General features: G+C 71.0%; 25 protein-coding genes. 13 read left to right on the plus strand and 12 right to left on the minus strand.

Annotation, left to right across the window (positions count from 1 at the left end; all coding sequences use genetic code 11):
• Position 1 precedes the first annotated feature (1 nt).
• Positions 2–1144: a tRNA dihydrouridine synthase DusB gene (dusB, locus tag ABTY04_RS19795; RefSeq protein WP_352214637.1), complete on the minus strand. Its 1143-nt coding sequence runs from the start codon at positions 1142–1144 to the stop codon at positions 2–4.
• A 64-nt stretch (positions 1145–1208) separates the two neighbouring features.
• Here dusB and ABTY04_RS19800 point away from each other — a divergent pair, with 64 nt between their 5' ends.
• The gene (locus ABTY04_RS19800; RefSeq protein ID WP_352214638.1) at positions 1209–2660 is read left to right on the plus strand and encodes an MFS transporter; all 1452 of its coding nucleotides are present in this window, start codon (positions 1209–1211) and stop codon (positions 2658–2660) included.
• Positions 2661–2735: 75 nt separating this feature from the next.
• Here ABTY04_RS19800 and ABTY04_RS19805 read toward each other — a convergent pair whose 3' ends face one another.
• On the minus strand, positions 2736–3191 hold the full coding sequence (locus ABTY04_RS19805) for a MarR family winged helix-turn-helix transcriptional regulator (protein ID WP_352214639.1): 456 nt from the start codon (positions 3189–3191) through the stop codon (positions 2736–2738).
• A gap of 91 nt (positions 3192–3282) precedes the next feature.
• On the opposite strand from ABTY04_RS19805, the gene ABTY04_RS19810 reads away from it, so the two are divergent.
• The 4 genes from ABTY04_RS19810 (at position 3283) to ABTY04_RS19825 (ending at position 6203) form a co-directional block, all read left to right on the plus strand.
• On the plus strand, positions 3283–3627 hold the full coding sequence (locus tag ABTY04_RS19810; RefSeq protein WP_352214640.1) for a DoxX family protein: 345 nt from the start codon (positions 3283–3285) through the stop codon (positions 3625–3627).
• Between the two features lie 57 nt (positions 3628–3684).
• A complete protein-coding gene (locus tag ABTY04_RS19815; protein WP_352214641.1) occupies positions 3685–4725 on the plus strand; it encodes an aldo/keto reductase in 1041 nt (346 codons plus the stop codon).
• 21 nt (positions 4726–4746) lie between these two features.
• Positions 4747–5340, plus strand: a complete 594-nt coding sequence (locus ABTY04_RS19820; RefSeq protein WP_352214642.1) for a TetR/AcrR family transcriptional regulator — start codon at positions 4747–4749, stop codon at positions 5338–5340.
• A gap of 146 nt (positions 5341–5486) precedes the next feature.
• Entirely contained in the window at positions 5487–6203 is a 717-nt protein-coding gene (locus tag ABTY04_RS19825) for a VC0807 family protein (protein WP_352214643.1), read from the plus strand.
• 91 nt (positions 6204–6294) lie between these two features.
• Here the strand turns inward: ABTY04_RS19825 and ABTY04_RS19830 are convergent, their stop codons facing one another.
• Positions 6295–7677 carry a glycine--tRNA ligase gene (locus ABTY04_RS19830; protein ID WP_352214644.1) on the minus strand — a complete coding sequence of 461 codons (1383 nt, stop codon included), beginning with the start codon at positions 7675–7677 and terminating at the stop codon, positions 6295–6297.
• Between the two features lie 154 nt (positions 7678–7831).
• On the opposite strand from ABTY04_RS19830, the gene ABTY04_RS19835 reads away from it, so the two are divergent.
• The 4 genes from ABTY04_RS19835 to ABTY04_RS19850 are packed head-to-tail and all read left to right on the plus strand — an operon-like array spanning position 7832 to position 10961.
• On the plus strand, positions 7832–8797 hold the full coding sequence (locus tag ABTY04_RS19835; RefSeq protein WP_352214645.1) for a metal ABC transporter substrate-binding protein: 966 nt from the start codon (positions 7832–7834) through the stop codon (positions 8795–8797).
• A 23-nt stretch (positions 8798–8820) separates the two neighbouring features.
• Positions 8821–9612 carry a metal ABC transporter ATP-binding protein gene (locus tag ABTY04_RS19840; protein ID WP_352214646.1) on the plus strand — a complete coding sequence of 264 codons (792 nt, stop codon included), beginning with the start codon at positions 8821–8823 and terminating at the stop codon, positions 9610–9612.
• Positions 9612–10478, plus strand: a complete 867-nt coding sequence (locus ABTY04_RS19845) for a metal ABC transporter permease (protein ID WP_352214647.1) — start codon at positions 9612–9614, stop codon at positions 10476–10478. The genes ABTY04_RS19840 and ABTY04_RS19845 overlap by 1 nt, the downstream gene beginning before the upstream one ends.
• Positions 10479–10529: 51 nt before the next feature.
• Positions 10530–10961: a Fur family transcriptional regulator gene (locus tag ABTY04_RS19850; RefSeq protein WP_352214648.1), complete on the plus strand. Its 432-nt coding sequence runs from the start codon at positions 10530–10532 to the stop codon at positions 10959–10961.
• Between the two features lie 55 nt (positions 10962–11016).
• On the opposite strand, the gene ABTY04_RS19855 is transcribed toward ABTY04_RS19850, so the two are convergent.
• From ABTY04_RS19855 to ABTY04_RS19875, 5 genes are all read right to left on the minus strand, one after another.
• Positions 11017–11565, minus strand: a complete 549-nt coding sequence (locus ABTY04_RS19855) for a YcxB family protein (protein WP_352214649.1) — start codon at positions 11563–11565, stop codon at positions 11017–11019.
• A 95-nt stretch (positions 11566–11660) separates the two neighbouring features.
• Positions 11661–12479 carry an isoprenyl transferase gene (locus ABTY04_RS19860; RefSeq protein WP_352214650.1) on the minus strand — a complete coding sequence of 273 codons (819 nt, stop codon included), beginning with the start codon at positions 12477–12479 and terminating at the stop codon, positions 11661–11663.
• A gap of 11 nt (positions 12480–12490) precedes the next feature.
• Positions 12491–13237 (minus strand): DNA repair protein RecO, encoded by a 747-nt coding sequence (gene recO / locus ABTY04_RS19865; protein ID WP_352214651.1) that lies wholly within the window; start codon positions 13235–13237, stop codon positions 12491–12493.
• Between the two features lie 86 nt (positions 13238–13323).
• A complete protein-coding gene (locus ABTY04_RS19870; RefSeq protein ID WP_352214652.1) occupies positions 13324–14892 on the minus strand; it encodes a nucleobase:cation symporter-2 family protein in 1569 nt (522 codons plus the stop codon).
• 867 nt (positions 14893–15759) lie between these two features.
• The gene (locus ABTY04_RS19875) at positions 15760–16455 is read right to left on the minus strand and encodes a TerB family tellurite resistance protein (RefSeq protein ID WP_352214653.1); all 696 of its coding nucleotides are present in this window, start codon (positions 16453–16455) and stop codon (positions 15760–15762) included.
• Between the two features lie 202 nt (positions 16456–16657).
• On the opposite strand from ABTY04_RS19875, the gene ABTY04_RS19880 reads away from it, so the two are divergent.
• Positions 16658–17416, plus strand: coding sequence for an SDR family NAD(P)-dependent oxidoreductase (locus ABTY04_RS19880; RefSeq protein ID WP_352214654.1), 759 nt, complete (start codon positions 16658–16660; stop codon positions 17414–17416).
• 55 nt (positions 17417–17471) lie between these two features.
• Here the strand turns inward: ABTY04_RS19880 and leuA are convergent, their stop codons facing one another.
• The gene (leuA, locus tag ABTY04_RS19885) at positions 17472–19244 is read right to left on the minus strand and encodes a 2-isopropylmalate synthase (RefSeq protein WP_352214655.1); all 1773 of its coding nucleotides are present in this window, start codon (positions 19242–19244) and stop codon (positions 17472–17474) included.
• A 364-nt stretch (positions 19245–19608) separates the two neighbouring features.
• Here leuA and ABTY04_RS19890 point away from each other — a divergent pair, with 364 nt between their 5' ends.
• The 3 genes from ABTY04_RS19890 (at position 19609) to ABTY04_RS19900 (ending at position 21817) form a co-directional block, all read left to right on the plus strand.
• On the plus strand, positions 19609–20673 hold the full coding sequence (locus ABTY04_RS19890) for a M4 family metallopeptidase (RefSeq protein ID WP_352214656.1): 1065 nt from the start codon (positions 19609–19611) through the stop codon (positions 20671–20673).
• 28 nt (positions 20674–20701) lie between these two features.
• Positions 20702–20971, plus strand: a complete 270-nt coding sequence (locus ABTY04_RS19895) for a protealysin inhibitor emfourin (RefSeq protein WP_352214657.1) — start codon at positions 20702–20704, stop codon at positions 20969–20971.
• Between the two features lie 138 nt (positions 20972–21109).
• Complete coding sequence (locus ABTY04_RS19900; RefSeq protein WP_352214658.1) at positions 21110–21817, plus strand: SAM-dependent methyltransferase; 708 nt, start codon at positions 21110–21112, stop codon at positions 21815–21817.
• A 45-nt stretch (positions 21818–21862) separates the two neighbouring features.
• Here ABTY04_RS19900 and era read toward each other — a convergent pair whose 3' ends face one another.
• The 3 genes from era to ABTY04_RS19915 form a co-directional block, all read right to left on the minus strand.
• The gene (gene era, locus ABTY04_RS19905; RefSeq protein WP_352214707.1) at positions 21863–22813 is read right to left on the minus strand and encodes a GTPase Era; all 951 of its coding nucleotides are present in this window, start codon (positions 22811–22813) and stop codon (positions 21863–21865) included.
• 190 nt (positions 22814–23003) lie between these two features.
• A complete protein-coding gene (locus tag ABTY04_RS19910) occupies positions 23004–24323 on the minus strand; it encodes a beta-xylosidase (RefSeq protein ID WP_502996678.1) in 1320 nt (439 codons plus the stop codon).
• A 176-nt stretch (positions 24324–24499) separates the two neighbouring features.
• The gene (locus tag ABTY04_RS19915; RefSeq protein WP_352214660.1) at positions 24500–25498 is read right to left on the minus strand and encodes a GlxA family transcriptional regulator; all 999 of its coding nucleotides are present in this window, start codon (positions 25496–25498) and stop codon (positions 24500–24502) included.
• Positions 25499–25509 lie beyond the last annotated feature (11 nt).

The raw sequence follows: 25509 nt of genomic DNA on the forward strand, positions 1-25509 counted from the left end.
CTCAGCCTCCGGACGTGTCCAGTTCGGCTTCCTCGCTCACGCCGGCGCAGTCGTACGGATCCTTCAACCAGCCATCCGGGAGGACAACCCGGTTGTTTCCGGACGTCCGGCCCCGCGGCCCGTCCGCGCTCTCCGGCCACGGCTGATCCAGGTCGAGCTCGCTCAGATGAGCATCCAACTCGGCCAGCGACGAGGTGACCGCCAGCTTCTTCCGCATCTCGGAACCCACTGCGAAGCCCTTGAGGTACCAGGCCACGTGCTTACGGAAGTCGATCACCCCGCGCGCCTCGTCGCCGATCCACTCCCCCAGCAGCTCGGCGTGCCGGTGCATGGTGCCCGCGACCTCGCGCAGCGTGGGCTTGTGGAAGTCCTCGGGGCGCCCCTCGAAGGCCGCGACCAGGTCGTTGAACAGCCACGGGCGGCCCAGGCAGCCCCGCCCCACGACCACGCCGTCGCACCCCGTCTCGCGCACCATGCGCAGCGCGTCCTCGGCGCACCAGATGTCGCCGTTGCCGAGCACGGGGATCTCCGGCACGTGCTCCTTGAGCCGCGCGATGGCGTCCCAGTCGGCGGTGCCGCCGTAGTGCTGGGCGGTGGTGCGCCCGTGCAGTGCGATGGCGGTGACGCCCTCCTCGACGGCGATCCGGCCGGCGTCCAGGTAGGTGATGTGGTCGTCGTCGATGCCCTTGCGCATCTTCATGGTGACCGGCAGGTCGCCGGCGCCCGCGACGGCCTCGCGCAGGATCGCCCGCAGCAGGTTCCGCTTGTACGGGAGCGCGGAGCCGCCGCCCTTGCGGGTCACCTTGGGGACCGGGCAGCCGAAGTTCAGGTCGATGTGGTCGGCGCGGTCCTCTTCGACGATCATGCGGACCGCCTTGCCGACCGTCGCCGGGTCGACTCCGTACAGCTGGATCGAGCGGGGCTTCTCGGTCTCGTCGAAGTGGATCAGCTGCATGGTCTTCTCGTTGCGCTCGACCAGGGCGCGGGTCGTGATCATCTCGCTCACGAACAGCCCCTTGCCGCCGCTGAACTCGCGGCAGAGGGTACGGAACGGGGCATTGGTGATGCCTGCCATGGGGGCGAGCACCACAGGGGGCTGCACGGTGTGCGGGCCGATCGCGAGCGGCGGGGGGAGCGTGGTCATTCCCCCATTGTCGCCCAGGCGAAACGCGTCACATATTTCTTTAGTTAGGCGTACTATCGTAACCATGTCCGAGATGAGCCGCCGACGCAGAACGCTGGTCCTGGCGATCTGCTGCATGAGCCTGCTCATCGTCAGCCTCGACGTGACCGTCCTCAACGTCGCCCTGCCCTCGATGCGCCGTGAACTGGACGCCTCGGTCTCCGGCATGCAGTGGACGATCGACGCGTACACGCTGGTCATGGCCTCTCTGCTGATGCTGGCGGGCTCCACGGCGGACCGGATCGGCCGCCGCCGGGTCTTCGCCGCGGGCCTGGTGCTCTTCACGGCGGGCTCGTTGCTCTGCTCCCTGGCGCCGACCCTGGAGTGGCTGATCGCGTTCCGGATGCTCCAGGCCGTGGGCGGCTCGATGCTCAACCCGGTCGCCATGTCGATCATCACCAACACCTTCACGGATCCGCGCGAGCGGGCCCGCGCCATCGGCGTCTGGGGCGCGGTGGTCGGCATCTCCATGGCCGTGGGCCCGCTGATCGGCGGACTGCTGGTGGACTCGGTCGGCTGGCGCTCCATCTTCTGGATCAACCTGCCGGTCGGGCTGCTGGCCCTGGCGCTGACCCTGCGGTTCGTCCCGGAGTCGCGGGCCGGGCACCCGCGCCGCCCGGACCCGGTGGGACAGCTGCTGGTCATGACCCTGCTGGGCTCCGTGACGTACGGGATCATCGAGGCGCCGACCGCGGGCTGGACCTCTCCGGTCATCCTCGGCTGCGCGGCCCTGGCGGTGGCCTCGCTGGCGGGGCTGCTGTTGCACGAACCGCGGCAGGCGGAGCCGCTGATCGACCTGCGGTTCTTCCGGAGCGCTCCCTTCAGCGGCGCGACGGTGATCGCGGTCGGCTCCTTCGCCGCGCTGTCCGGGTTCCTGTTCCTGAACACGCTGTACCTGCAGGACGTACGGGGGCTGAGCGCGCTGGAGGCCGGGCTCTACATGCTGCCGATGGCCCTGCTGACCTTCCTCTGCGCGCCGCTGTCGGGGCGGCTGGTGGGCAGTCGGGGGCCCCGGCCGTCGCTGCTGATCGCGGGTTCGGCGATGGCGTCGAGCGGGCTGCTGTTCGCCGTCTTCTCGGCCGAGGCCTCGACACCGCTGCTGTTCACCGGCTACGTGCTGTTCGGGCTGGGCTTCGGCATGGTGAACGCACCCATAACCAACACGGCGGTCTCCGGGATGCCCCGGGCCCAGGCGGGGGTGGCGGCCGCGGTCGCCTCCACCAGCAGGCAGACCGGCGGCACGCTGGGCGTGGCCGTGATCGGCACGGTCCTGGCGGCGGGCACGGCGGGCGGCGCCGACTTCGCCGAGGCGACCCGGCCGGCCTGGTGGATCATCACGGCCTGCGGCCTGCTCGCGCTCCTCGTGGGCGCCGTGACCAGTGGCCGGTGGGCCCGGGAGACGGCGGCGCGGACCGCCCGCACGCTGGAGCAGGCGGCCGCGGGGCCGTCGCGGGCCGGAGCCCCGCCGCGGGGCTGACGAGCCGGAGGCCGCAGGGGAACGCGGCCGGGGCGGTACGGCCGGGGGCGGCGGTACGGCCGGGGGGCGCCTGGGCTATTCGCCGCAGCTGAAGTCGTCGGGGTTCGAGTCGATCCGGGCCAGCAGGCCGCGCAGCGCCTCCCGGTCCTGCCGGGAGAGCCCGGCGAACATGGCGAGTTCGACCTCGTCGAGCGCCGCGTTCGTCTTGGCGAGGGCGGCCGATCCGGCCTCGGTGATGCCCACGTTGTGGCGACGGCGGTCGGCCGGGTCCCGGCGGCGCACGGCCAGGCCCTCGCCCTCCAGGTCGTTGAGGATCCCGACCAGCACGCTCGGGTCCACCTCCAGCCGCTCGGCGAGTGTCCGCTGGCCGATGGGGCCACCCTCCAGGTGCATCAGGGTCATCGCGTGCCGCGGGGTGAGCCCGGCCGCGCTGAGCGCCTTCCTCATGCGCGTCTCGGTGATCGAGCCGTGCCAGGCCAGCAGCAGGCCCAGCCGCTGCGATGGGTGCGGGGATTCCTGAGCTGCCGTCATATCGGACATCGTAACAATCGGGGAATGGTTGCGCGCATTCGATCGTTGATGCTGTTCAATGATCCGACATCGCCAACCATTGGAGCTCATCATGTTCATCGCCTACGCCGTCGTCGCCGGCCTGCTCGCACTCGTCCTGGCGGCGTCCGCCACGTTCACCCTCCAGCGCAACGAGGCGATCGTGGCGAGCATGCGGAAGGTCCAGGTCCCGGACGGCTGGCTGCCGCGACTGGCCACCCTCAAGGCGGCGGGCGCGATCGGTCTGGTCGCAGGCCTGTGGGTGACTCCGCTGGGCATCGCCGCAGCCGTCGGCGTGACCCTCTACTTCATCGGCGCGGTCATCAGCCACGTGCGCGTCAGGGATTTCGAGCTGGCACCGGCGGCGGTCCTGACCCTGATCGCAGCTGCGGCGCTGGTCCTGCGGGTGGCGGCATAGCCATCCTGACGAGTGACAGATATTGAAATCTGTCACCCGTCATGCCATTCTTGTTCCATGACGCCGAACGAGAACTCCCGGACGACCACCACCCACCACACCCGCACCCTCGGCTCGACCGGTCCCTCCGTCTTCCCCCTGGGGCTGGGCTGCATGGGCATGTCCGCCCTCTACGGGGAGGCCGACCGCGCCGAGTCGATCGCGACCATCCACGCCGCCCTCGATGCCGGGGTCACCCTGCTCGACACCGGCGACTTCTACGGCATGGGGCACAACGAACTGCTCATCGGCGAAGCCCTGCGCACCGCGCCTGCCGCGGCCCGCGAGCAGGCGCTGACCAGCGTGAAGTTCGGCGCCCTGCGGACGGTCGAGGGCGGATTCGCCGGCTACGACGGCCGCCCCGATGCCGTCAGGAACTTCCTGGCCTACTCGCTCCAGCGGCTGGGCCGGGACCACATCGACATCTACCGGATCGCGCGCGTCGACCCGGCCGTCCCGATCGAGGAGACCGTCGGCGCGATCGCCGAGGCCGTCGAAGCCGGGCACGTGCGGCACATCGGCCTCTCCGAGGTCGGCGCGGACACCCTGCGCCGGGCCGCGGCCGTGGCCCCGATCGCGGACCTCCAGATCGAGTACTCGCTCATCTCCCGCGGCATCGAGCAGGAGATCCTGCCGACCGCCCGCGAGCTGGGCATCGGGGTCACTGCGTACGGGGTGCTGAGCCGCGGCCTGATCAGCGGGCACTTCAGCCGCGACCGCGAGCTGGCACCGGGCGACTTCCGCGGCATGAGCCCCCGCTTCCAGGGCGAGAACCTCCAGCACAACCTCGACCTGGTCGACGCCCTGCGCAAGGTGGCGGAGGACAAGGGGGTCAGCGTGGCCCAGACCGCCATCGCCTGGGTGCTCTCGCGAGGCGAGGACATCGTGCCGCTGGTGGGCGCCCGCCGCCGCGACAGACTCTCCGAGGCACTGGGTGCCATGGATGTGGAGCTGACCCCTGCGGACCTTGCGGCGATCGAGGAGGCGGTCCCGGCGGGAGCCGCGGCCGGCGACCGGTACCCGGCAGCTCAGATGGCCCACCTGGACAGCGAGCACTGAGCGGGCGGTACGGTCGTACCCATGCCCCCCGCTGCCGCCGAGCCCCTGACACCCGAGCGCATCCTTGAGACCACCGAGGAGGTGCTGCGCCGCTTCGGCCCGACCAAGGCGACCGTGGTGGACGTGGCCCGCGCCCTGGGCGTCAGCCACGGCAGCGTGTACCGGCACTTCCCGTCGAAGGCGGCGCTGCGCGAGGCCGTCACGGACCGCTGGCTCGCCAAGAGCGTGGTCATGCTGGAGGGGATCGCCTCCGCCCCGGACGAGGCCGCCCCCACCAAGCTGGAGTCCTGGCTGGAGGCCCTCTTCGAGGCCAAGCGCCACAAGGCGGGCGACGACCCGGAGCTGTTCGCGACGTACACGGTGCTGCTCGCCGAAAACAGCGGGGTGGTCGACGTCCACCTGACGGAGCTGATCGACCAGCTGGCCCGGATCATCGCCGAGGGTGTTGCCGCCGGCACCCTGGCCGCGGCCGACGTACCGGCCGCCGCGCGCGCCGTCTTCGACGCCACGGGCCGGTTCCATGATCCCCAGTACGCGGCGGAGTGGCTCTCCCCCACGATCACCACGGAGTTCGAGGCGGTCGTCGCGCTCGTCATCAGAGGCCTGCGCGCCTGAACTGGCCTTGCAGCGCAACCCGTTATCCGGAACTAGGCACTCCGGACGGCTTGGTGATCATTTTGAGCCAGGCCGACTTGTACATGTCAGTGACAGTTCCTTACGGTCCCCTTACCGCACTACTCAGGTACGTTCCAGGGGGAACCTTGTCCACGGCAGCAGTCCAGCCCTCACCTCCCGCGCGCTCCGGCGGAGCCGCCGCGATCGGCTTGATCCTCACCATCGCCCTCAGCGTGGTCGCGCCGATCCTCACTTACAACACGCTCGTCGACGACCACGGCTGGAGCGAGGCCTCGGCGCTGCTGGTCAGTGGCGCCTGGCCGGTGCTCGACAGCGCCATCATGGTGGCCTGGCGGCGCAAGCTCGACGAGTTCGCGATCGTCACCCTGGTGTTCCTGGTGATCACTGCCGCGGTCTCCCTCGTCGGCGCCCAGTCCACCCGGGCCCTGCTGGTCAAGGACTCTGCCGTCACGGGGCTGTTCGGGCTCCTGTGCCTGGCCACGCTGCTCGCGCCGCGTCCGCTGATGTTCTACTTCGGCCGGAAGTTCGGCACGGACGGCACCCCGGCAGGCGTGGCCTACTACAACGGCCTGTGGCAGTTCGAGGGTTTCCGCAACGCCCAGCGCCGCATGACCCTGGTCTGGGGCGTGGTCTACCTCATCGAGGCGGCGGTCCGGATCGTCCTGTCGTACGTGCTGAGCACCTCCACCATGGTGACCCTCAGCCCGTTCATGATCTACGGGACGCTCGGCGGCCTGGCCCTCTGGACGGTCCGCTTCGTCAAGCGCACCAAGGCGGAGGGCGCGAAGCGGGCCGCCGCGACGGCCGCCGCGGCAAGTCAGGCCGCGGGCTCCGCGGCCTGACCAGGCCGCCCGCGGCACACGCGAAAAGACCGGTGGCCCGGTGCGCGATCCGCGCACCGGGCCACCGGTCTTCGTACGGCCGGACCGGGTCCTAGCAGCCGAGCAGGCGGCTGCCGAGGTAGCTCTGGATCTGGTCCAGGGAGACGCGCTCCTGCTTCATCGTGTCGCGCTCGCGCACGGTCACCGCGTTGTCGTCCAGGGTGTCGAAGTCGACGGTGACGCAGAACGGCGTGCCGATCTCGTCCTGGCGGCGGTAGCGGCGGCCGATGGCGCCCGCGTCGTCGAACTCGATGTTCCAGTTCTTGCGCAGGTCGGCGGCGAGGCCCTTGGCCTTCGGCGACAGCTGCTGGTTGCGGGACAGCGGCAGGACGGCGACCTTGATCGGGGCCAGGCGCGGGTCGAAGCGCATCACGGTGCGCTTCTCCATGACGCCCTTGGCGTTCGGGGCCTCGTCCTCGTTGAACGCGTCGAGCATGAAGGCGAGCATGGCGCGGTTGACGCCGGCCGCCGGCTCGATGACGTACGGGGTGTAGCGCTCACCGGCTTCCTGGTCGAAGAAGGTGAGGTCCTGGCCCGAGGCGGCGGAGTGCGCCTTGAGGTCGAAGTCGGTGCGGTTGGCCACACCTTCCAGCTCGGAGAACTCGTTGCCGCCGAAGTTGAAGCGGTACTCGATGTCGGCGGTGCGCTTCGAGTAGTGGGACAGCTTCTCCTTCGGGTGCTCGTACCAGCGGATGTTCTCCTCGCGGATGCCGAGGTCGCGGTACCAGTTCCACCGCTCGGCCATCCAGTACTCCTGCCACTGCTCGTCCTCGCCCGGCTTGACGAAGAACTCCATCTCCATCTGCTCGAACTCGCGCGTGCGGAAGATGAAGTTGCCCGGAGTGATCTCGTTGCGGAAGGACTTGCCCATCTGCGCGATGCCGAACGGGGGCTTCTTGCGCGAGGCGGTCTGCACCTGGGCGAAGTTGGTGAAGATGCCCTGGGCGGTCTCGGGGCGCAGGTACGCCTTCGAGCCGGTGTCCTGGGTCGGGCCGAGGTGGGTCTCCAGCATGCCGGAGAACTGCTTGGGCTCGGTGAACTGGCCCTTCACACCACAGTTGGGGCAGTTGATGTCGGCAAGGCCGTTCTCGGGCAGACGGCCGTGCTTGGCCTCGTACGCCTCCTCCAGGTGGTCGGCGCGGTGGCGCTTGTGGCAGGAGGTGCACTCGGTGAGCGGGTCGGAGAAGGTCGCGACGTGGCCGGAGGCCACCCAGACCTCGGGGGCCAGGATCACGGAGGAGTCGATGCCGACGATGTCCTCACGCCCGGTGACCATCGCCTTCCACCACTGGCGCTTGATGTTCTCCTTGAGCTCGACACCGAGCGGACCGTAATCCCAGGCGGCCTTGGAGCCGCCGTAGATCTCACTGCACGGGAAAACGAAGCCACGGCGCTTGCTGAGGCTGACGATGGTCTCGATCTTGTCGGCGGCCACGGTGCTCTCTTCATTACGAGGACGAACGGCGAAGACTCAAGATTACCGGCGCCCGCACCCCCCCTTTCAAATCGGATCCCCCTTCGCGGCCCTCCCCGGGGCTCTCCACCAGGGTTTTTGACAACCGTTTCCATCTTTGATGAAAATGGATGTCATGAACGCACGACGCCTCATACCCGCCGCCGCCCTCGCCGGAGCCGTCGCCCTCGCCGCCACGGCCCTCACCGCCTGCTCCGGAGCCTCCGCTGCCGGCGGCGGCAAGGACGGCAGGCTCGGCGTCATGTCGTCGTTCTACCCGATGCAGTTCCTCGCCGAGCAGATCGGCAAGGATCACGTGAAGGTCGCCACCCTGACCAAGACGGGCGTCGAACCGCACGACCTGGAGATCACCCCGAAGCAGACGGGGCAGCTCGAACAGTCCGACGTGGTCCTCTACCTCAAGGGCCTCCAGCCCGCCGTCGACAAGGCCGTCACCCAGTCCGGCGTGAAGCACGTCGTCGACGCCGCCGCCCTCACCGAGCTGGAGGTCCACGGCTCCTCCGGCCACGACCACGGCCACGAGGGCGAGGAGGGCCACGACCACGGCCACGGCGAGGCGGGCAAGGACCCGCACATCTGGCTCGACCCGGTGAAGTACGCCGAGGTCGCCAAGGGCGTCGGCGCAGCACTGGAGAAGGCCGACCCCGGCCACGCGGCGGACTACCGGAAGAACACCGGCGAGCTGGTCGGCAAGCTGGACGCGCTGGACGCGGAGTTCAAGGGCGGCCTGGGGAACACTGCGTCCAGGACCTTCATCACCACGCACTCCGCCTTCGGCTACCTCGCCGAGCGCTACGGCCTCGACCAGGAGGGCATCTCCGGTGTCGACCCCGAGTCCGAGCCGAGCCCGGCCCGGATGAAGGAGCTCCAGGCCCTCGCGCAGAAGGAGAATGTCTCGACCGTGTTCTTCGAGGCCCTGGCCAGCGACAAGACGGCCAGAACGCTCGCCGCCGACACGGGTCTGAAGACCGACGTCCTCGACCCGCTCGAAGGCATCTCGGACAAGTCCCAGGGCGCTGACTACTTCGAGGTCATGCGGTCCAACCTGAAGAACCTGCAGAAGGCGCTCGGTAGCAAGTGATGGCAGTAACGGAGGCGCACGCCATGGAATCCAAGCCCGCCGAGGCAGCGGACCAACCCGTCATATCCCTGCGCGGGGCCACGGCCTCGCTCGGCTCGCGCCCCGTGCTGCGCGGGGTCGACCTCTCCGTCCGGCGCGGCGAGGTCGTCGCCCTGCTCGGCGCGAACGGGTCCGGCAAGTCCACGGCCGTTCGCGCCGTCGTCGGCCAGGTCCCGCTCTCCGGCGGCGAGCTGGCGCTGTTCGGCACGGACCTCAAGCGCTTCCGCGCCTGGTCGCGCATCGGCTACGTTCCCCAGCGCACCACCGCCGCCAGCGGCGTCCCGGCCACCGTCCGCGAGGTCGTCTCCTCCGGCCGGCTCGCCCGCTCCCGCTTCGGCGTCCTGCGCAAGGCCGACAAGGCGGCCGTCGAGCGGGCCCTGGCCCTCGTCGACATGGGCGGGTACGCCGACGCCTCGGTGAACGCCCTCTCCGGCGGGCAGCACCAGCGCGTGCTCATCGCGCGGGCGCTCGCCGTGGAGCCCGAGCTGCTGATCATGGACGAGCCGATGGCCGGTGTGGACCTCGCCAACCAGGAAGTCCTCGCGAACGCGCTGCGCGAGCAGGTCACCGCCGGTTCGACCGTCCTGCTCGTCCTGCACGAGCTGGGCCCGCTGGAGCCGCTGATCGGCCGCGCCGTCGTCCTGCGCGACGGCTGCGTCGTCCACGACGGCCCGCCCCCGGAGGCCGTGGGGCAGCACGCCCTGCCCGGCCACGACCACGTACACCCCCACGCGGCGCACGACGCCGAGCCCCTGCGGACGGGACTGCTGAGCTGATGGACCTCTTCACCTACGCCTTCATGCAGCGGGCCCTGCTCGCGGCCGTCCTGGTCGGTGTCACCGCCCCCGCCATCGGCACGTACCTCGTCCAGCGCCGCCAGGCGGTCATGGGCGACGGCATCGGGCACGTGGCCATGACCGGCGTCGCCCTCGGCTTCCTGCTGAACGCGAGCCCGGTGTGGATGGCGACCCTGGTCGCCGTCCTCGGCGCGGTCGGCATGGAGCTGATCCGCTCCCGAGGCAAGACCAGCGGCGACATCGCGCTCGCCATGCTGTTCTACGGCGGCCTGGCCGGCGGCGTAATGATCATCAACCTGGCTCCGGGCGGCTCGACGGCCAATCTGACCAGCTACCTCTTCGGGTCGATCACCACGGTCTCCGCCGAGGACGTCACCGCGGTCGTGATCCTCGCCGCGTTCGTGATCGCCGTGACGCTGGGCCTGCGGCGCCAGCTGTTTGCCGTGTGCCAGGACGAGGAGTTCGCCCGGGTCACCGGCCTGCCGGTGCGCCTGCTGAACCTGCTGATCGCGGTCACCGCCGCCGTCACCGTGACCGTGGCCATGCGGATCGTCGGCCTGCTGCTGGTCAGCGCCATGATGGTGATCCCGGTCGCGGCGGCGCAGCGCGTCACCCGCGGCTTCACGGCCACCCTGTCGGTGGCCATGGGGATCGGCGTGCTGGTCTCGCTCTCCGGCACGGTCGCCACGTACTACATCGACGCCCCCTCCGGTGGCACGATCGTGCTGCTCGCGATCGGCGTCTTCATGGTCATGACGGCCCTGTCGACGCCCCTGGCCCGGCGCCGGGCGAATGCGGCCCGCGCCCCCGAAGAGGTCTGCACGCGCGATGATGTGAAGGTCTAGGAGCTACGGCCTCCTGGCACAATGGGCCGAGGCCGATACGAGGAGGAACCGGTGGCGACTGCGCCTGGCGAGATGAACACCGCGCCAGTACGAGGACGGTCCACCCGGCAGCGGGCAGCCGTCGCGGCGGCACTGGACGAGGTGGACGAGTTCCGCAGCGCCCAGGAGCTGCACGACATGCTGAAGCACCGCGGTGACTCCGTGGGCCTGACCACCGTGTACCGCACCCTCCAGTCCCTCGCCGACGCCGGCGAGGTCGACGTGCTGCGCACCAGCGACGGCGAGTCGGTCTACCGGCGCTGCTCCACCGGGGACCACCACCATCACCTGGTCTGCCGCACATGCGGCAAGGCGGTCGAGGTGGAGGGCCCGGCGGTGGAGAAGTGGGCGGAGTCCGTCGCCGCCGAACACGGCTACGTGAACGTCGCCCACACGGTGGAGATCTTCGGCACCTGCGCCGACTGCGCCGGCCCCGGCGCCTAGGCCGTCTCTTCCGGATCTTGGCTGAACCGCGCCGCCAAGATCCGAAAGAGACGACCTAGAGCCGCCGCAGGTTCACGTCCAGGACCGCCCGCAGCCGGTCGACGTCGGCGGGGTCCTGGACGCCTCGCTTGGGCAGCACCGTCATGCACACGGCTGCCTTGTCGTCGCTGAGCATGACGAACGCGTCCCGCGTCTCCGCGTACGTCGGCTGCGCGGACCAGCCGGTACGGCTCTCGGCAGCAGCCGTCCGCACCACGAGCCCGGATCCGTCCACCACCGTCCGGGTCTCCCCAGCCTTCTCCAGCAGCCCGGCGAAAGCGCGCGCCTGGAGCCGGTGGCCGAACAGCACGAAGGTCCAGAGCACCACGGCACCGGCCGTGAATCCGGCCGCCCTGGGGCCGAAGCGGCCCTCCTCCGCGATCGCCTGGACGGCCAGCAGCAGCGCCAGTGCTCCCGTGAGCGGGAACAGCCAGCGCCTGCGGCGCCCCGCAGCCGTGTTCGCGTCCCGGACCCGGATCGCCTGCGCGATGTCCGCCGTGGTGGTCCTGTAGACGAGCTCCACGGCCTGCGCGGCCGGGGGCGCCTCCCCATCTTTCATGTCCATGACACGAACCCTACCGGCCGGGCCGGTTCCGGCCGGTGACCGCGCACCCGGCAGCGGGCGGCGCCGCCGGGTGCGGTCCGGGACCGGGGTGCCGATCAGGCGGTGGGCTCGGCCTGGTTCGGGACGGCGCCGCCGAAGCGGCGGTCGCGCTGGGCGTACTCCAGGCAGGCCGCCCAGAGGTTGCGGCGGTCGAAGTCCGGCCACAGCACGTCCTGGAAGACCATCTCCGCGTACGCGCTCTGCCAGAGCAGGTAGTTGGAGGTGCGCTGCTCGCCGCTCGGCCGCAGGAAGAGGTCCACGTCCGGCATGTCCGGGTAGTACATGTACTTGGCGAAGGTCTTCTCGTTGACCTTCGACGGGTCCAGCTTGCCCGCGGCCACGTCGCGGGCGATCGCCTGCGCCGCGTCCGCGATCTCCGCGCGGCCGCCGTAGTTCACGCAGAAATACAGGGTCATCGCGTCGTTGTCGACGGTCTGCTCCTGCGCGACCTGGAGCTCCTGGACGACCGACTTCCACATCTTCGGCATGCGGCCGACCCAGCGGATCCGGATGCCCAGCTCGTTCATCTCGTCGCGGCGGCGCCGGATGACGTCGCGGTTGAAGTTCATGAGGAAGCGGACCTCGTCGGGCGAGCGCTTCCAGTTCTCCGTCGAGAACGCGTACAGGGAGAGGTTCTTGACGCCCATCTCCAGACAGCCCTTGAGCACGTCGAGCACGACGCCCTCGCCGACCTTGTGGCCCTCGGTGCGCGGCAGGCCGCGCTCCTTGGCCCAGCGGCCGTTGCCGTCCATGACCACCGCGACGTGGTTCGGGACGAGCTCGCCGGGGATCTTCGGCGGGCGCTCACCGGACGGGTGCGGCTCGGGAACCTTGTACTCGCGGCGAGAGCGTCCCAGAATCCCGCGTCGTGCCATGTGCCCAGCTCCTATTTCTCGACGTATCGCAAGGAGCGTAGCCCGCGCTCCAGATGCCAGTGCAAATAGGCGGAGACGAGCCCGCTGCCCTCCCGCACGTACCGCGCCTCGCAGGCGTCCGCATGCCCCCAGTCGCCCGTCAGCAGCGCGCTGAGCAGGGCGATGGCCTCCGATGAGGGTACGACGCTGCCGGCCACCCGGCAGTCCCCGCAGACGACCCCGCCCGCGGAGACGGAGAAGTGCCGGTTGGGGCCGTGGATCCCGCACTTCGCGCAGTCCGTGAAACTGGGCGCGTAGCCGTTGACGGCGAGCGAGCGCAGCAGGAACGCGTCGAGGATGAGGTTCGGCTCGTGCTCGCCGCGCGAGAGCGTGCGCAGGGCGCCGATCAGCAGCAGGTACTGCTGTACCGCGGGTTCGCCCTCGTTCTCGGTGAACCGCTCAGCGGTCTCCAGCATCGCGGTGCCGGCGGTGTAGCGGGCGTAGTCGGTGACGATGCCGTTGCCGTACGGGGCGATGATCTCGGTCTGGGTGCAGAGCGGGAGGCTGCGGCCGACCAGCTCGCTGCCCCGGGCGAAGAACTGCACGTCGGCGTGGGAGAAAGGTTCCAGCCCGGCGCCGAACTTGGACTTCGTACGCCGCACCCCGCGGGCGACGGCCCGTACCCGGCCGTGCCCCCGGGTGAGCAGCGTGATGATGCGGTCCGCCTCACCCAGCTTCTGGGTGCGCAGCACGATGCCGTCGTCGCGGAACAGACTCATGCGCCCATTGTCGCCTGGTGCGCTGACAGCGACGGCCCCCCGCCCGGACTCGTGTCCGGACGGAGGGCCGTCACCCCTTGGGAGGGTCAGGAGGCGGGCGCGGCCTCCTCGTCCGCGTCTGCTGTCGCGGCTCCGGCGACCGCCGCGGTCACGGCGGCGCCGACCGTGGCCTCGGCCACCGTCTCGGCCTCGGCCGGTGCCGCCTCCTCGGCCGGTGCCGCCTCCTCGGCCGGTGCCGCCTCCTCGGCCGGTGCCGCCGCCTGGGCCGGCACCGCGACCGGTGCGGCGCCGTGCGCATCGTCCTTGGCCAGGCCGTTGAAGATCAGGTTGAGCACGATCGCGGCCGTGGCACCGAGCGTCACACCGCTGTTGAGGAGCGAGGAGAGGTCCGCGTCCATGTGGTCCTTGAAGAGCACCGGGACGGTGGCGGGGAGCAGTGCGAAGGCCAGGGAGACACCCACGACGAGGGCGTTCTTCTCCTCCTTGAGGTCGACCTTGGCCAGGGTCTGGATGCCTGCCAGGGCCACCATCGCGAACATCACCGTGGCCGCGCCGCCGAGCACTCCGTGGGGGACCGCGGCGACGATCGCGGCGGCCTTGGGGATCAGCCCGAGCGCGATCATGAAGACGCCCGCGGCGACCACGACGAACCGGCTCTTGACCTTGGTCATGCGGACCAGGCCGACGTTCTCGGCGAAGGCCACGTAGGGGAAGGAGTTGAGGATTCCGCCGAGGGCGGTCGCGGCGCCGTCGGCGCGCAGGGCACGGGCCACGGTTTCGCTGTCGATGTCCTTGCCGACGATGTCGCCGACGGCGTACGTGTCACCGGTCGTCTCGACCATGGTGATCAGCATGACGATGAGCATCAGCAGGATCGGGAACCAGGCGAACTTCGGTGCTCCGTAGTGGAACGGGGTGGTGACGCCGATCCAGTCGGAGTTGCTCACGTCGCCGAACTTGGCATCGCCCAGCAGGAAGGCGACGGTGGTGCCGCCGACCAGGCCGAGCAGGATGGCGATGCTGGAGAGGAAGGGCTTGCCGAGCTTCATCAGGACGAGGATGAAGAGCATCGTGCCGCCGGCGTACGCGAAGTTCTTCGGGTCGCCGAAACCGGGGCTGCCGAGGCCTCCCGCGGCATCGTTGAGGCCGACGGGGATCAGCACGATGCCGAGGACGGTGATCACCGTTCCGGTGACGACCGGCGGGAAGAGCCTCATGACGGCCCGGAACGCCTTGGGGGGCAGCCAGGCGAAGGCGAAGGTGGCGATGCCGGCCGTGATCACCGCGCCGTAGATGACGAGAAGGCCTGCCGTCCCGCCGCCCGCTCCGAGACCGATGGCGATCATCGGGGACACCGCGGTGAAGGTGACACCTTGGATCAGCGGCAGGCGCGCGCCGATCCGGCCGATGCCCCACGCCTGGATGATCGAGGCGATACCGCAGGTGAACAGGTCTGCGTTGATCAGGTAGACCAGCTGCTCGGTGGTCAGGCCGAGGGCACCGCCCACGATGATCGGGACGATCACCGCACCGGCGTAGAACGCGAGTACGTGCTGGAAGCCGTACAGCGCGAGCTTGGGGAGGGGGAGCACCTCGTCCACCGGGTGCGTGCTGGGCTCTCCGTTGCCGGTGAGCCGGGCGGCGACACGTGCCATCTCTGCCTTGCCCTTCAAGAGGTAGGTAATCGAGAGGAATCTGGTTGTCCCCGGCCGGAGTGGGTCGCTATCCCGTTGATCCGCCGGGGTTGTCAGTGCGTTCACGTGAATCGAAGCCCCGCTGTGTTACTGGCGGCGTCTCGTCGTGTGACCGGAATTGAACGCCTGTGGGGGCGCTCACAGGTATCGTCGACTTCCACAAAGTGTTGACGCCTGGGGATGCTGGATCTGTAGGTTTCTCCGGTGGCGGATGCCGCCGCAACGGCGTATGGCCGAAACCCTTCGGAGGGACCCCCTCCCGTTACCCGGCAGCGAATCCACGGCCTGCGACCTGCCCATACGGACTTTGCGTGGTTCGGCGACGCAAACCCGAGACTTCCCCTCCGGGTGTCCAATTGGTGGATCAACCGAGTCCGGAGCGCACAGATCCCCCCTTCGCGCAGCGTGCGCGGGACACGGATTCGGACGCGCGAGGCCGGATTGTTACCTCGATCGAGGCCGTTTCAGGCGGTTTTGCGGGTGGGTGGGGCGGTGGGAACCGGTCCGGATGAGCCGCGCACGGCCGCCGCCACCACGATCGCGGCAGCCGCCTCGGACACCGTCGGGAACGGCTCCGGGGGGGGTGGTTCACACGCCCGGGCAAGACGGCGCCCTCCGGGATGACGATCACCGAAGTCGCCGCGTTTTGGCCGAATCGATGCCACTGGGGGCCGTAGCGGCCCGCGGAACGGCGCCGGCAGCGCCGGGCTCCCCGCCGGCGCGCACGGCGACCGCATCCCGCGCCCGGCCCTCACCTCACGCGAGGCGCGCGGAAACCGTCCGCCGGGCCCCGGGCGGCTGCGCGGCGCACCTGGCCCGGCAGAGGGGCTACGGCGCCCGTACGGCCGACAGGAGGCGGGTCACCTCGTCGGAGGCGATCCGCAGTGCGGCGCCCACCGTGGCGAGCACCTCGCGCTCGGCCGGGGTGTACGGGCCGTCGGCGAGGGCGATCCTCGCGCCCTGGAGCAGAATCGATTCCCGCCCGGTTGCGGCCAGGTGCGGCGCCAGCGGTTCCAGCGCCTCGTGGAGCTCGATGGCCAGCGCGGCGCCGCAGCACTCGGGCCCGTCGTACAGCCCGAGCCGGCCCTCGTCGGTGGCCAGCGCCTCCACCAGGGACTCCAGCTGCTCCTCTGTGCAGTCCTGGAAGCCCGCGGTCCGTACGGCCGACACGGCGGCCTCCAGCGCGCCGCGCGAGGCGGTCCCGCCCGCCGCGAGCACGGCCAGCGTCACGGTGTGCACGGCGTCGCGCAGCATCGCCGAGAAGCGGGTGGTGGTCAGGTGGTCGAGGACCTCGGTCTCGAAGCGCTCCCGGCAGCCCTGGCACTCGATGACGGGCCCCGCCTGTCCGCGCGGCAGCAGCGGGACGCCGAGGACGGTGAACCGGCGGCGCCCGGTGCGGCGGCGGTAGTTGCGGTCGCCACCGCAGCCGGGGCAGAAGAACTCCCCGTCGCCCACGGTGCTCCAGGTGGTACGGATGCCCCAGACCGTCACCTTCCGGCCGTCCCCACCCCGAACTGGCAGCACGTCGCACCTCCGTAACTCCCCCGTGGCCCTGCGGGCACGGGCGGGAACCCCAGGCAGCATCGCCGGGTTGGCGTGATGTTAGCCACATCGGTGAGGAAGCGTCAGTCGTGTGACAAGACAACATGTGCCGCCGCGCGCACTTGGCCGGTCTGCGTCCCCGCCGCCGCGCATGTGGACGCCGGACTTTCCCTACGCTCCCCGCGTGAACGAGAAATCCTGTCTGGTCACGGGCGCGGCGAGCGGGATCGGCCGGGCCACCGCCCGGCTGCTGGCCCGCTCCGGCGCCTTCGTGACCGCGGCCGACATCAATGGCCCTGGCGTCGCGGAACTGCGTACGGAACTGGCCGAGGAGGGGTACGACATCACGGTCGCGGCCGGTGACGTCTCCGATCCGGAGGCCAACAGCGCGATGGTCGAGGCCGCGCTCGGGGCGTACGGACGGCTCGACGTCGCCGTGGCGAACGCCGGAGTGATCCCTCTTTCGGATGTACGGGAGACCAGCCCGGACGACTGGGACCGGGTCATGGCGATCGACGGCCGGGGAATGTTCCTGACCTGCAAGTACGCCATCGCGGCGATGCTGTCGCAGCCCGACCCCGGCGGGGCGCTGGTCTGCGTGTCCTCGGTCTCGGGGGTCGCCGGGCAGGCCCGGCAGGCGGCGTACGGGCCGGCGAAGTTCGTGGCGTCGGGGCTGACCAAGCACCTGGCGGTGGAGTGGGCGGCACACGGGATCCGGGTCAACGCGGTGGCCCCGGGCACCATCCGTACGGAGCGGGTGCTGGCGCTGAAGGACGAGCCGGGCGGCCCGGAGTACCTGGCGGAGGTCTCCGCGGCCCATCCGATGGGCCGGCTCGGCGAGCCGGAGGAGGTGGCCCGGGTCATCGCCTTCCTGGCCTCGGACGCGGCCTCGTTCGTGACGGGCGTGGTCCTGCCGGTGGACGGCGGCTACCTGGCCCGCTGAACGCAGTGGCCCCGCTCCTCCGGTCGGAGGGGCGGGGCCACGAGGGAGTGACGGGTCAGCGGCCCGCGCGGTTGACGGCGGAGATGACCGCCTTCAGGGAGGCACGGGTGGTGTTGGCGTCGATGCCGATGCCCCACAGGACGCGGCCGTCGATCGCGCACTCGATGTACGAGGCGGCGACGGCGGAGGCGCCCTCGCTCATCGTGTGCTCGGTGTAGTCCAGCAGGCGGGCGTCGACGCCGATGCCGGCCAGCGCGTCGAAGAAAGCCGAGATCGGGCCGTTGCCGGTGCCGTTCAGGACCGTCTCCACGCCGTCCACGACGGCCTCGACGGTCAGCGTGTCGGTGCCGTCCTTGTCGGTGGCGGTCGAGCCGGAGCGCAGCTGGATGCGACCCCATTGAGCCGCAGCATTCTCGGGGTTGGGCAGGTACTCGTCCGCGAAGATGTCCCAGATCGCCTTCGGCGTGACCTCGCCGCCCTCGGCATCGGTCTTGGCCTGGATGATCCGCGAGAACTCGATCTGCATGCGGCGCGGCAGGTCCAGCTTGTGGTCGTTCTTCAGGACGTACGCGATGCCGCCCTTGCCGGACTGCGAGTTGACGCGGATGACCGCCTCGTAGGAGCGGCCGACGTCCTTCGGGTCGATCGGCAGGTACGGGACGGCCCACTCGATCTCGTCGACCGTCTTGCCCCGGGCGGCCGCGTCGGCCTCCATGGCGTCGAAGCCCTTCTTGATGGCGTCCTGGTGGGAGCCGGAGAAGGCCGTGTAGACCAGGTCGCCCGCGTAGGGGTGGCGCGGGTGGACCGGCATCTGGTTGCAGTACTCGCTGGTGCGACGGATCTCGTCGATCTGCGAGAAGTCGATCTGCGGGTCGATGCCCTGCGAGAACAGGTTCATGCCCAGCGTGATCAGGTCGACGTTGCCGGTGCGCTCGCCCTGACCGAACAGGCAGCCTTCGATGCGGTCGGCGCCGGCCATCAGGGCCAGCTCGGCGGCGGCGACGGCGGTGCCGCGGTCGTTGTGCGGGTGCACGGAGATGCAGACGTGCTCGCGGCGGGTCAGGTTGCGGGCCATCCACTCGAAGCGGTCCGCGTGCGTGGACGGCGTCGAGCGCTCCACGGTGGCCGGCAGGTTCAGGATGATCTCGCGGCTCTCGGCCGGCTGCCAGACGTCGCAGACGGCCTCGCAGACCTCCAGGGCGAAGTCCAGCTCGGTGTCGGTGAAGATCTCCGGGCTGTACTGGTAGCCGAAGACGGTCTCCGGGCCCAGCAGCTTCCCGGCGTACTCCATCACCAGGCGGGTGCCGTCGACGGCGATCTGCTTGATCTGCTCCTTGGAGCCGCGGAAGACGACCCGGCGGAAGGTCGGGGCGGTCGCGTTGTACAGGTGCACGGTGGCGCGCTTGGCGCCGACCAGCGACTCGACGGTCCGCTCGATCAGGTCCTCGCGGGCCTGGGTCAGCACGGAGATGGTGACGTCGTCCGGGATCGCGCCCTCTTCGATGATGGAGCGCACGAAGGCGAAGTCGGTCTCGCCGGAGGACGGGAAGCCGACCTCGATCTCTTTGTAGCCCATGCGCACCAGCAGGTCGAACATCTCGCGCTTGCGGGCGGGGGTCATCGGGTCGATCAGCGACTGGTTGCCGTCGCGCAGGTCGGTGGAGAGCCAGCGGGGAGCCTTGGTGACACGGGCGTCCGGCCAGGTGCGGTCCGGGATGTCCACCTGCTCGTACTGGCCGTACTTGTGGATCGGCATCCCGGAGGACTGCTGGGTGTGGGTCGCGTTCGTGATGGGCGTGGGGCGACCGACAAAAGGCTGCTGGCTCATGGCGCTGGGCTCCTCGCGTGTCCGCGTGTAGTTCGCTGGGACGGCCGACGGCGGTCGTAAAAACCGCAACACCGATCTCCGCGGGGAGGGTGTCGGCCTACGACTACAGACCCTCGCCGCGGCAGCTAAGGAGAAGCAGCCCGAAACGCATGATGGGCCGAGCCTAGCCGAGCCGCGCCGTGACGCGAGGACTTGTTCAGTATGCAAGACCGCAGTGTCCGATTTGTACCGAATGTGAGCTACGCCTCGATCCTCCATTACAGGTTCGGTCGAGTCGTCAACGCGGCGTGACGACTTTCAGACAACTGAATGAATCATGGTTGCAGGTAGTGACACCGAGATGACTCACTGCCACATTGCCGGGATGGATGCCTCCCACGCTCACCACCACCCCGTCTTCTGCACGGTGGTTCCGCCCCACCTGCTCGACAAGATCGCCCGGTCCGAGGACACCCGGCGCGCCGACGCCGCCCAGCGCACCCTCGAACAGGACGCCCTCCTGCGCACCCGGCGGCGGGTCACCACCGTCCGCGGGATCGCCCCCACGCTGGGGACGCCCGTCTCCGACGAGCCCCGCCGGACCATCTACGACGCGCAGCACCGCACCCGGCTGCCCGGGAAGAAGGTGCGCGGCGAGGGCGACGCGGCGGTCAAGGACGCCACCGTCAACCGTGCGTACGCAGGGCTCGGCGCCACGTACGAGCTGTTCCTGAAGGGTTTCGGCCGGCACTCGATCGACGACTCCGGGCTGGCCCTGGACGCGAGCGTCCACTACGGCCAGGACTACGACAACGCCTTCTGGGACGGGCAGCAGATGGTCTTCGGCGACGGGGACGGGGACCTCTTCCTCGACTTCACCGTCTCCGTGGACGTCATCGGGCACGAGCTCACCCACGGGGTCACCCAGTACACGGCCAACCTGGAGTACCACGGGCAGTCGGGCGCGCTGAACGAGTCGATGTCCGACGTCTTCGGCTCGCTGATCAAGCAGTACTCGCTGGACCAGTCGGCCGCGGACGCGGACTGGCTGATCGGGGCCGGGCTGCTGGGACCGAACGTCAGCGGGGTCGCACTGCGCTCGATGAAGGCGCCGGGCACGGCGTACGACGACGACGAGCTCGGCAAGGACCCGCAGCCGGCGACGATGGACGGCTACGTGGACACCGCCCGGGACAACGGCGGGGTGCACATCAACTCCGGTATTCCGAACCACGCGTTCTACCTGGTGGCGACCGAACTCGGCGGCAAGGCGTGGGAGCGGGCCGGGCAGATCTGGTACGACACCCTGACCGGCGGCCGGCTGGCCTCGGACGCCGGCTTCAAGGACTTCGCCCGGCTGTCGGTGGCGGCCGCGGTGGCCCGGTACGGGGACGGCGGCGCGGAGCACCAGGCCCTCCAGAAGGCGTGGTCGACGGTCGGCCTGGGGTAGCCGGCCCATCCGTGGCGGAAAGGTGGGCATGCGGATTCTGGTGGTGCGGACGGGCGGCTTCGCGGGCATCGAGCGCCGGGCCGAGGTGGACACCTCGGGCCGGCCCGACGAGGCCGAGTGGCAGGCCCTGGCCCGGCTGGCGCTGCAGCCCGTCCCGCCCGCCCCGGGGTCGGACCGGGTACGGGACGGGTTCTCGTACCGGATCACCGTCGACGGGCGGACGGTCTCGTGCCGGGAGCCGAACCTGTCACAGGCGCAGCGGACGCTGATCTCCCGGCTGCTGAAGGAAGGCGCCTGAGGCACGGGTGGCCGGAACCGGCCCCCGTGCCGCGCCGGCGGAGACGGGGGTTTTGCCGAAACGGCAACGATGTTTGCCCGCCCGGCGACGCCGGGCGGAGCATCGAGGGGACAGGCACCCGTACCGGAAGAGGTCCCCATGTCGCAGCACCGGCAGCACCACACGTCCCCCGCGTCCCCGTCCTCGTCCCCGTCCTCGTCCCCGTCCGCATCCGAGTCCGCATCCGAGTTCGTGGGCGTGGAGTTCTGGGACTCCCGCTACCGCGAGAGCGACCGGATCTGGAGCGGGGACGCCAACGCCGTCCTGGTGCGGGAGGCCGCGGACCTCGCGCCCGGGCGCGCCCTCGACCTCGGCTGCGGCGAAGGGGCCGATGCCGTCTGGCTGGCCCGCCGGGGCTGGCAGGTCACCGGGACCGACATCTCGGGCGTGGCCCTGGAGCGGGCCGCCGGGCACGCCGCCGACGCGGGCGTCGGCGACCGGATCGACTGGCAGCGGCACGACCTCGCCGAGTCCTTCCCCGCCGGGGAGTTCGACCTCGTCTCCGCGTGCTTCCTGCACTCGTTCGGGGACTTCCCCCGCGACCGGATCCTGCGCAGCGCCGCCTCGGCGGTGGCCCCCGGCGGGATCCTGCTGATCGCCGGCCATGCCGGGTGGCCGTCCTGGCAGAAGGACTCGCGCCCCGAGGCCGACTTCCCGACCCCGGACGAGGTCGTCGCGCAGTTGGAGCTGCCCGAAGGCGGCTGGGAGCTCCTGCTCGCCGAGGAACACGAACGGGTCCAGAACCAGCCTGACGGCCGGCCCGGGACCCGCACGGACAACGCGGTGAAGGTCCGCCGGCTCCGCTAGGTCAGCCCGGCAGCCCGCCGGACGGGGCCCGGCGCGCCGAAAGGATCAGAAGCCGAGCTTGCGCAGCTGCTTGGGGTCGCGCTGCCAGTCCTTCGCGACCTTGACGTGCAGGTCGAGGAAGACCGGGGTGCCGAGGAGTGCCTCGATGTGCTTGCGCGACTTCATTCCGACCTCCTTCAGCCGGGAGCCCTTCGGGCCGATGATGATGCCCTTCTGGCTGGGCCGCTCGATGTAGACGTTCGCGTGGATGTCCAGCAGCGGGCGGTCCGCCGGGCGGTTCTCCCGCGGGATCATCTCCTCGACCACGACGGCGATGGAGTGCGGGAGCTCGTCCCGTACGCCCTCCAGCGCGGCCTCCCGGATCAGCTCCGCGACCATCACCATCTCGGGCTCGTCGGTGAGGTCGCCCTCCGGGTACAGCGGCGGGCTCTCCGGCAGCAGCGGCGCGATCAGGTCGGCCAGCAGCTGGACCTGGGCGTCGCCGACCGCCGAGACGGGGACGATCTCGGCCCACGTGATGCCGAGCTCCTCGCCGAGCCGGTGGATCGCGAGGAGCTGCTCGGCCAGGGCCTTGGAGTCGACGAGGTCGGTCTTCGTCACGATGGCGATCTTGGGGGTCTTCTTGATCCCCGCGAGCTCCTTCGCGATGAACTTGTCGCCGGGGCCGAGCTTCTGGTCGGCCGGCAGGCAGAAGCCGATGACGTCGACCTCGGCCCAGGTGGTCCGCACGACGTCGTTCAGCCGCTCGCCGAGGAGCGTGCGCGGCTTGTGCAGACCGGGGGTGTCGACCAGCACGAGCTGGGCGTCGGGGCGGTGCACGATGCCGCGGACGGTGTGGCGGGTGGTCTGCGGCCGGTTGGAGGTGATCGCGACCTTGGTGCCCACGAGTGCGTTGGTCAGGGTCGACTTCCCCGCGTTGGGGCGGCCGACGAAGCAGGCGAAGCCCGCACGGTGCGGGCCGGTGGACTCGGGGGAACGATCGCTCATACGGGCCATTCTCCCCGATGCGGCTCCCAGCGCCGACCAGCCTGCCGCGACGAGGACGAGGGCGCCCGCGAGCACGGCCGCGAGCGGGGGCCGTGCGGCGTAGGCGGCGCGGGGTCTGGGGCGCAGCCACAGCGAACGGCGGAAGGGCGGGGCGGGGAGAAGGCCCCGCGCAGCGGGACCCGCCGTGCAGCGGCGGATCTCACGAGAGGGTCAGGGTCAGGACCGCCCGATACGCGCCCGGCGGGGTGTACGGGGGGACCGTGAGGGCGACCGTCGCGTCGATCGTGAAGGTCCCGCCCGCCGGCTCCGTACCGGGCACGGAGGCGAGTACCGCGCCCTCCGGCCCGACCACCCCCGCACTGCCCGGCACGCACCGGCTCGGGCTGCCCGCCGCGGCCGTGCAGGACGGGGTCCAGCTCAGCGAGGCCCCGGGGATCCGGACCCTCCCCCGGCTGCCGCCGGGGCTACCCCCATCCGGGCCCGTGAAGTCCGTGACCTTTCCGATCAGCGACCACCCCGCCGGGCCGCCCCGGGTGTCCCTGACCGTGACCGTCCCGATCCGGCCGGGGGCCGCGCCGCCCTCCCCGTACGGGACCGCGCCCAGCACGATCGCCTCGCCCGCCTGGGTCATCGACAGGGCCCCGGGCTCCACCACCGCCGTCACCTTCTGCGTCCCCTGCGGCAGCGGCGCCGCGTCGACGACCGTGTACGCCGCCGGTCCCGAGCCCCGCTGCGCCGACCACGCCGCGCCCTCGTACGCGACCACCGCCGTCGTGGCCCTGTCCGTGACGGGCAGCTCCGCCAGGACCGCGCCGTGCTCGTCCGCCGTGGCCGCCACCCGGTCCGCGGTCTCGGCGGCGCCCGCGCGGCCGGCCACCGTCACGGCCGCGCCCGGGGCGAAGCCGGCTCCGGTCACCTTGACCCTGGCGCCCGGCTTCCCGTACGCGGTGCCGAGCGCGAGCGACCGGAGGTCGGCCAGGGGCAGCGGGCTCGCGGTGAGCCGTTCGGCCACCGGGGCCCCGGTGGCGGCGCAGGTGGTGTCCAGGTCCAGCAGGTGACTGGTGTGCAGGGTGTAGCCCCCCGGGGCCAGGGTGATCTCGCCGGGCGCGGTGACGGTGAACGTGCCGGTCATGGTGACGGCGGGCAGGCCGGCACCTGCCTGGACGGGATCACTGCGCTTCGCCCCGACGACGGTGACCTCACCGCTCTGCGCACCCCCCAGCAGGATCCGCCCGGTCGAGGTCAGCACGTCGGCCGGGAGAGCGGCGCCGGTCGGGTTCACCGCGGGGGTCCGGGCCACCTGGTAGGTCACGGTGACCGTGTCGCCGACCTCCGGCGCCGGGTCGTCCGCCGTGATCCGGGCCGTGGTCGGCCCGTCGGCGGGCGGAAGACCGGCTTCCTGCGCTGGCAGGCAGTGCGTCGGGAACTCGACCTGTCCCGGGGGCCCGGCAGCCGGCCCGGCCCCCTCGGCGGCGGGCGCGCTCAGCGCACCGCCGGTCGCCGCCGCGAGCACGGCCATGCCGACGGCCACCGGCCATCCCCTGCTGCCCGCCCGTGTTCGCACGGCCCACCCCCTGGGTTCCCTCGCGCCGACAGGGGGCCATTCACGAGCGGGCGGCGGGAGAAGTCAATGCACGGACCCGGCATTGCCTGATGGCCCATCAGGAGATGGCAGGCTCATGCCCTCCGCCCCGGTCAGGGCGCCGCGTCCGTCCCCGCCGGCACCCCGCCCGTCGCGCGGAACGTGCGCCGGTACGCCGTCGGGCTCACCCCCAGCGCCGCCTGTACGTGCTTGCGCAACGACTGTGCGGTCCCGAACCCCGCCTCCCGCGCCACCTGTTCCATCGGCAGGTCCGTCCGCTCCAGCAGCCGCCGGGCCCGTTCGACCCGCTGTCCGACGATCCACTCGCCCGGGCTGACCCCCGACTCCTCCCGGAACCGGCGGGTGAACGTCCGTACCGACATGGCCTCTTGCCGGGCCAGGTCGACCAGCCGCACCGGCTCGTGCAGCCGGTCCATCACCCATGCGCGGGCCGCCGCCGTACTGGCCAGCTCCGGCTGGGGCACCGGGCGGTCGATGAACTGCGCCTGCCCGCCGTCCCGGTGCGGCGGTACGACGGTCCGCCGGGCCACGTCGTTGGCGACGGCCGCGCCGTGGTCGCGGCGCACGATGTGCAGGCACAGGTCGATGCCGGCGGCGACCCCGGCCGAGGTCAGCACGTCCCCGTCGTCGGTGTAGAGCACGTCGGCGTCCACCCGTACGGCCGGGAAGAGCCGCTGGAAGTGCTCGGCGTGGGCCCAGTGGGTGGTGGCCGGGCGGCCGTCCAGGAAACCGGCGGCGGCCAGTACGTAACCGCCCGTGCAGATGGAGACGAGCCGTGTACCGGGCCGGACGTGCGCGAGCGCCGCGGCGAGCTCGCCGCTCAGCCGGCCGTCCTCGTACACCGGCCCCAGCTCGTACGAGGCGGGCACCACCACGGTGTCGGCCGTGGCCAGCAGCTCGGGGCCGTGCTCGACCTGGACCGCGAAATCGGCGTCCGTGCGCACCGGCCCGGGGGCCAGGGCGCAGGTGCGGATCTCGTACAGCGGCTCTCCGGCGGGATCCTTGGCGCGGCCGAAGATCCGGTGCGGGATGCCGAGCTCGAAGGGCAGCAGCCCGGTGAGCGCGAGGACGACGACTCGATGGGGGGCCATGGCCCAATCGT

It is taken from the genome of Streptomyces sp. NPDC097981 (assembly GCF_040302565.1).
GTDB lineage: Bacteria > Actinomycetota > Actinomycetes > Streptomycetales > Streptomycetaceae > Streptomyces.